This is a genomic window from Streptomyces sp. NPDC058964 (assembly GCF_042741275.1).
GTDB lineage: Bacteria > Actinomycetota > Actinomycetes > Streptomycetales > Streptomycetaceae > Streptomyces.
Genome location: NZ_JBHYKH010000134.1, coordinates 1 through 5858, shown reverse-complemented (window position 1 = coordinate 5858; position 5858 = coordinate 1). Strand labels below are relative to the sequence as shown.

Here is a 5858-nt window from a genome sequence, read left to right as displayed (position 1 = left end):
GCGAGTCCGACCTGGGCCCTCTGGGGGCTGCCGCGGGGGTTGCTACCCCCCCGCATCGTCGGCACCGGCATGGGCCTGCTCAACCTTGGCGGCCAGCTCGCGGGAGCCATCACCCCGCTGGTCATGGGCTTCCTCGTCGACCGTTTCTCCTACACCGTCGCCTTCGGCTTCATGCTGGTCGGCGTGGTGGCGTCGATCACGGGCGCGCTCTGGGTGCCGCAGACCACCGACCAGTTCGCTCGCTCGGCCCCGGCAGGACTGCTCCAAGCAGCGTGAGAGCCGAGGGCCCACGCGGCGACGCCGCCTCCGCGGACGTGCGCATGGCTGGTGACTCCCGCTCTCCGGCGGGACCACCAGCCATGCGTGCCCCTCACGCGGTCTCTCCCCGCGCCCGGACACCGAGGGGAAACGCGGCGAATCGACTGGATGCGCGGCCCGCTGTCCCCGGACTCGGTTCCTACAGCGACGTCGTCCTTCCGGTCCGGGGCACCTCGACGTGATGGAGTGTCCGGCCCGTCGCCATACCAACGGCATACCGCGCAGGTGACCATCAGTCAGCAGCGCGAGCAGATCAACCGCCTCGAACCGCCGAAGTCGGTGCGCGGGTCGAGTGGTTGCGGCAGAGGTCGATCCAGTCGCGGCTCCCGTCGCAGTCGACCCGCGTTCACGCCCGTCCCGGGGTCTGGGCCCAGGTCGCTCGGCTCCGGCCTCCCGGAGCAACCGAGCCGCCGTGCCCCAGATGCGTCTGCGGGTGAGCTCTGGGTAGGTCGCTGTCGGCGACGGGAGCGCCTCACCGGTGGTTCACAGTGCCGTCCTCAGCCGGGTGGCCGCGAGGTCGGCCGCGGCCGCGAGCGTCGTCCGGCCGGCACGATCGGCGTCTGTGAGGATCTCGGCGAGCGCGGCGCCGATATGGCGCACCCGGTCGATCGCCTCCCCGTGCCCGATGCCCTCGACCTCGCGGGCCAGCGCGTAGATCACGCCGCCGGCGTTGGCCACGAAATCGGGCGCCCAGAGGATGTTCCGCTGCCGAAGGGAGTCCGCGACGTCGTCGGTGACGAGCTGGTTGTTCGCCGGTCCGACGATCGCCGCACAGCGCAGCCGGGAAACCACATCGCGGTGCACGATTCCGCCGACCGCAGCCGGGACGAGGATCTCGGTGTCGGTGGTGATCGCCTCTCCGGGCTCTACCCATGCCGCGCCGAGTTCCTCGGCCAGCACCCTTTTTTGATCATCCACATCGGATACCTTCAGCTCGGCGCCTTGCTCGGCGAGGCTGCGTGCCAGTCGCTCGCCCACCGCGCCGAGCCCGCTGACGACGATGCGGCGCCCAGCGAGTGATTCGGTGCCGAACCGGTGCATCGACGCCGCGCGCAAGGCGGCCAGCACCCCGATCGCGGTCGGTAGGGCGGGGGATCCGGAGCCGCCGTGGGACTCCGGGAGGCAGAAGGCGTGCGAGGTGCGCTCCCGCACCACGATCATGTCCTCGGCGGAGGTCCCGACATCGGGCCCCGTGCTGTAGCGGCCGCCGAACTCCGCGACCAGATCACCGACGTCGAGGAGCACCGAACGGCGATCGATGCGTGCGGGATCGGCAGTCTCGTCCAGAGCGATCACGGTCTTCCCGCCACCGTAGGCAAGACCGGCGGCGGCGCACTTGTAGCTCATCGCCTCCGACAGCCGCAGCACGTCCGCCAGCCCGTCCTGCCAGCAACGGTAGGCCCGCATCCGGCACCCGCCCACCGCGGGGCCGAGCGCTGTCGAGTGCACCGCGACCATGAGCGTCACGCCGGATCGGGCTCCACGGCGGATGGCCAACCGCTCATGCTCGAGCGCGCCCTGCTTCGCTGCGGCATCCTGCATCGGGGTACCTTTCGGATCATGGTGGTCCCCCACTCTTCCCAGGGGGTCCGCCACAGCATCCGGGCCGCCGCACACGCGCTGCATCGTCGGGAGCGCACAACACTGCGCCAGAACTTGTGCGGACCACACGATCCACGCCCGCAGGAGTGCGCTCCGCGGCATCGTCGGTGACACCCAGGAGGGTTTCCGGGGTGCATTTCGACGGAGCCGACGCGAAGGAGCCCGGATGGTCGGGATGCGAGTGCTGTCGACACCGTCCGCCCGTCGAACCCCGTGAACCGGTGGGCCGGAGGCCACCGCCCCAAGCATCCGCCTGCGGATCGGGCTCATTGGGGTCCGGCGACGAACGCGAGGTGCCCATCTGGTGCTCAGCGACGAAGACGGCCGGGGCGTGCGGACTGGATGCTCCTCCGCATCCCTCACCGCCACGGTGGGCTGCTGGAGGCTTCTCATGAGACTGCACGGAACCAAGACAGCGGTGTTGTGTGTCATCGCGCTCGCCGCCGCGGCCTGCTCCGGAGGAGCCTCGGGCTCAAGCGCCGGGAGCCAGAGCGCTTACGTCCGCGACGGCACGTTCACGTCGACCCTGTCGCAGGACCCGGGCAAACTCGACCCCTACCACACCGTTGTCGCCGCGGCCAACGACCTCCTGTCCTTTGCCTACGACCCGCTGGTCACCCTGGACGACAAGGGAAACCCGATCCCGGGCCTCACGACCAACTGGGACGTCACCCCCTCATCGGTCACCCTGACCCTCCGCAAGGGCGTCACGTGCTCCGACGGCTCGGCGGTGACCCCGACCGTCGTCAGCAAGGACCTGGACTACCTCAAGGACCCCAAGGCCGCCTCGCCGCTGCTCGGCATCGTGCTGCCGAGCCCGGACTTCACCACCAGGGCCGACGACGCCGCCGGCACCATCACGATCACGACTGGCAAACCCGACGGCCTGCTGCTCCAGTCACTGGCCGCCTTCTTCGTGGTGTGCGGCCACGGCACGGCCGACCCCACCACCCTCGCCAGGACCAGCAGTGGATCGGGCCCGTACAAGCTGACCGAGGCCGCCCCCAACGACCACTACACGCTGGTCCGCCGCGACGAGTACGCCTGGGGGCCCAACGGCGCCAGGATCAATGTGCCCGGAGCCCCGCAGAAGATCGTCCTGAAGATCGTCAACAATGACACCACCGCAGCCAACCTCCTCACCAGCGGCAGCCTCAACGGCAGCGTCGTCAACGGCCCCGACCGGGAGCGGCTGGTGCGCACCATGAAGGAGCACCGCTTCGAGGACGGCGGGACACTGGCGGTGTTCAACGAGCACCCGGGCCACCCCGGTGCCGACCCCGTGGTCCGCAAGGCGCTCACGCAGGCCCTGGACCGCGGGCAGATCGCGGATGTGCTCACCGACCGGCAGGGCAAGATCGGTAACACCACGATGGGCGTGCCGCCGCTGATCTGCGACGACTCCGGCGCTGCGGCGGGCATCCCCGCGTTCGACGCGGCGGCCGCGGCCGCCGCGCTGGACACCGCGGGCTGGCGCAAGGGCGCCGACGGGATCAGGGCGAAGGGCGGTAAGCGCCTGAGCCTCACCGCGATGTACTCCTCCGACCGGTCGAACGCGTCGGCGGGCATGGAGCTGTTCTCGGCCGCCTGGAAGAAGCTCGGGGTCGACGTGCAGGTGAAGAGCCTGAACTCGGCCGCCTTCCTGCAAGCGGTCTTCCAGAGCGACAACTGGGACGTCACCCCGGAGATCAACCTGGCCACCCAGCTGCCGTCGCAGAGCGTCAGCTTCTTCTCGGGCCCCGGCTCCCCCAAGGGATCCAACTTCGCAGGCATCCACAACACCGCCTACGAGCAGCTGGTCGCCCAGGCGGTGCAGATCCCGGGCCGGCCCGGCTGCCAGATGTGGACCGAGGCCGAGAAGGCCCTCTTCGCCCGAGCCGACGTCGTCCCCATCGCCCAGCGGTACGTCAGCTACTTCGGGCGCGGCGCGACCTTCGAGATGTCCGGCGAGATGCCCCTTCCGACCAGCATCCGGCTGCACGCCGACTGAGGAGACACCACCCATGGCTGAGCCATCCCCGGGCCCGGTGACGGTCCCGCGCGACGGTTCCCGAACGGTCGTCGCAAGGGCAGGGCACCAGGGGGAGGACATCCGGCGGTCCTCCCACTGGGCACGGTTCTTGATCAGACGAGTGCTACGCCTGGCGATCTCGCTCTTCGTGGTCATCACCGCCTCGTTCCTCCTCGTCCACCTGGTTCCCGGGGATCCGGTGCGCTCCGCTCTGGGCATCACGGCCGACCCCGCTGTGGTGGCGGCCCGCCGAGCCGAGCTCGGCCTGGACAAGCCATTGCTGACGCAGTACCTGCACTACCTGGGGGGCGTCTTCACCGGAAGCCTGGGTACCTCGATCACCAGCGGCGATCCGGTGTCGTCGGTCATCGCCACCCGGCTGCCGGCGACCGCGGAGCTGGCAGGTCTGGCGTTCCTGCTCACCGCGCTGGTGGCGGTCCCCGTGGGTATGTGGGTGGCCGTGGCCACTCACGGCGGGCGCCGCCGCGGCACGGAGCTCGCCTTCACCAGCGTGACCGGGGTCTGCACCACCGTCCCCGACTTCTTGATCGGCGTGGGCCTGGTCTTCGTCTTCGCGGTCACCCTCCCCTGGCTGCCACCCGCCGGCGCCGACACACCCGCCTCCTACCTTCTGCCCGTGCTCGCTCTGGCACTCGGTCCCAGCTGCCAGCTCGCCCGCATCATCCGCATCGAGACCACCCGCGTCCTCGGGCAGGACCACCTGCGGGTCGCCCGCAGCAAGCGCCTCCCCGCGCGACTGCTCTACCTGCGCCATGCGCTGCCCAACGTGCTCACTGCGGGGCTCACCGTCGGCGGCATCCTGTTCGCCTCGCTGGTCGGTGGCAGCGTCCTGGTCGAGAACGTCTTCGCCTGGCCGGGGCTCGGCAGCACCGTGGTCGGCGCGATCGTCGCCCAGGACTACCCGCTGGTGCAGGCGATCGTCCTGCTCCTGGGTGCGGTGGTGCTGGTGGTGAACCTCGTCGTCGATCTGGCCCTCGGTCTGCTCGACCCCCGCTCGACCCTCACGAGGAGCTGAGAAACGGTGACCAAGCACGGCATCCGGCGCGCCTTTCGGATCGGCCCCACAGGGGTGATGGGCGCACTCGGCCTGCTCCTCCTGCTCTTCCTGGCAACCGCCGGTCCCGTCATCTGGGGCGCCGCCGCCACGCACCTGAACGTGGCCGCAGCCCAGCAGGGACCCTCCGCACGACACCTGCTCGGCACCGACAGCCTGGGCCGGGACATGCTCGCCCGCGTCATGTCGGGGGCCCGTCTCTCCCTGAACCTCGCGGTGCTGGCGACCGCCCTGGGTTCGGCGGCCGGCGTGCTGCTCGGCGCGTTCCCCACCGTGCTCGGCCGCCGCAGCCGGCGGGCATGGGAATCGGCGATGAACACCGCGATCGCGTTCCCCGCGCTGCTGCTGGCGTTGTGCGTCGCGACCGTGACCGGCGTCGGAGCGAAAGGGGCGGTTGTGGCCCTCGGTATCGCCTCCGCCCCCAATTACGCCCGCCTGACCTACACCCTCGCCTCGTCCGTGTCCGGCTCGGACTACGTCTCCGCCGCACGGATCCTCGGCGTGTCCCGGTCACGCCTGATGCTGCGTCATGTCCTGCCCAACATCGCCGAACCGCTGATCGTGACCACGACCCTGCAGGTCGGTGGCATGCTCATCGCCCTGTCCGGGCTGAGCTTCCTCGGGCTGGGCGTGCAGCCGCCCTCCTATGACTGGGGCCGCCTGCTCAGCGAGAACCTCAACCGCATCTACACCGCCCCTGCTGCGGCCCTCGCGCCCGGCGTCGCCATCGTCATCGCCGGACTGGTCTTCAACGCCCTCGGCGAGACCGCGGCCGCCCTCGTCCGCGCCGACGCGGCCGCCGCCCGGGCCGCCCGTCGGCGCCGGCTCGGTGGGGCACTGCGCCGCACCGCC

5 protein-coding genes are annotated in these 5858 nt (G+C 70.7%); 4 read left to right on the top strand and 1 reads right to left on the bottom strand.

Annotated elements, in window-relative coordinates:
- A partial coding sequence (locus tag ACFW2E_RS18585) for an MFS transporter (RefSeq protein WP_384467658.1) occupies positions 1 to 276 on the top strand: 276 nt, incomplete at its 5' end.
- 525 nt (positions 277 to 801) lie between these two features.
- On the opposite strand, the gene ACFW2E_RS18580 is transcribed toward ACFW2E_RS18585, so the two are convergent.
- On the bottom strand, positions 802 to 1860 hold the full coding sequence (locus tag ACFW2E_RS18580; RefSeq protein ID WP_384467656.1) for a Glu/Leu/Phe/Val dehydrogenase dimerization domain-containing protein: 1059 nt from the start codon (positions 1858 to 1860) through the stop codon (positions 802 to 804).
- A 451-nt stretch (positions 1861 to 2311) separates the two neighbouring features.
- On the opposite strand from ACFW2E_RS18580, the gene ACFW2E_RS18575 reads away from it, so the two are divergent.
- The 3 genes from ACFW2E_RS18575 to ACFW2E_RS18565 all read left to right on the top strand — a co-directional run.
- Positions 2312 to 3910 (top strand): ABC transporter substrate-binding protein, encoded by a 1599-nt coding sequence (locus tag ACFW2E_RS18575; protein WP_384467654.1) that lies wholly within the window; start codon positions 2312 to 2314, stop codon positions 3908 to 3910.
- Between the two features lie 13 nt (positions 3911 to 3923).
- Positions 3924 to 4967 (top strand): ABC transporter permease, encoded by a 1044-nt coding sequence (locus tag ACFW2E_RS18570; RefSeq protein ID WP_384467653.1) that lies wholly within the window; start codon positions 3924 to 3926, stop codon positions 4965 to 4967.
- Positions 4968 to 4973: 6 nt separating this feature from the next.
- On the top strand, positions 4974 to 5858 hold an 885-nt coding region (locus ACFW2E_RS18565), incomplete at its 3' end, for an ABC transporter permease (protein ID WP_384467651.1).